This is a genomic window from Cupriavidus sp. SK-3 (assembly GCF_000611145.1).
Taxonomy (GTDB): domain Bacteria; phylum Pseudomonadota; class Gammaproteobacteria; order Burkholderiales; family Burkholderiaceae; genus Cupriavidus.
On record NZ_JFJV02000193.1, the window covers coordinates 618 to 1,348 of the forward strand.

Annotated in this window: 2 protein-coding genes; both read right to left on the reverse strand. The window is 64.7% G+C overall.

What is annotated here, in order from left to right; all coding sequences use genetic code 11:
- Positions 1-475 (reverse strand): DUF4400 domain-containing protein (locus tag CF70_RS18770; protein WP_235185118.1); only part of this gene is annotated, 475 nt, incomplete at its 3' end.
- 28 nt (positions 476-503) lie between these two features.
- A partial coding sequence (locus CF70_RS18775; RefSeq protein ID WP_235185119.1) for a hypothetical protein occupies positions 504-731 on the reverse strand: 228 nt, incomplete at its 5' end.

Here is a 731-nt window from a genome sequence, read left to right on the forward strand (position 1 = left end):
TAACGCCAAATGCGACCAGCAACCCGTGTGCCGCGAGGTGGAAACCCACGGGACTGGCGACGCCTGCCGCAGCGGCCCGGATGCGGCGCTGCACCGCGCCATCATTGAGCATGGCTGCCATGAAGAAGAGCGTGCCCCACATCCAATTGCCGGCGACTGTGGCCCGATAGATCGCGCGATACAGTTCCATCCAGAGGTGCCGCATCCAGTGCGAGGCGACGCCGGCCGTGCCCCCATCGCTGACAAGGGTCTGGTTGGCGGAACCGGCATAGGAGCGGCGTATCGCGCCCGAGTTGACGAACCAGGCGCGGGACCGGTCGTTGGCGCGGCTGGCTAGATCGCTGGCCCTGTCTTCCCCGAATACGGATTCGACCGAGGCCTGCTCGGCGGCATCGATCTCGAAATGCCGGTCATCCGGCAGCACGGGCGCGAGTGTCGCCATTAATACGGGCGTGACGACCAGCCACAGGCGCATGTGCGAAGCGAAACGACTGTTGGACATATCAGCGCAGCAGGGAATGAAGGACCAGGCACGGAATCGCGATGAAAGCGAGAAGGCCACCCCAAAACTGTGCGGGGCGATCCTGTTCGAATTTCACCAGCGCCATCGCGAGGGCATGCCGTCCCTGGGTGAACCCTTCCGGTACTGGGGCATTGGCATCGTTGGCGCGCACCCAAGCGCGCATGTCCGCGACCTCATTGGGCGCGAGGCGGGCGAGCTTAGCGATGAG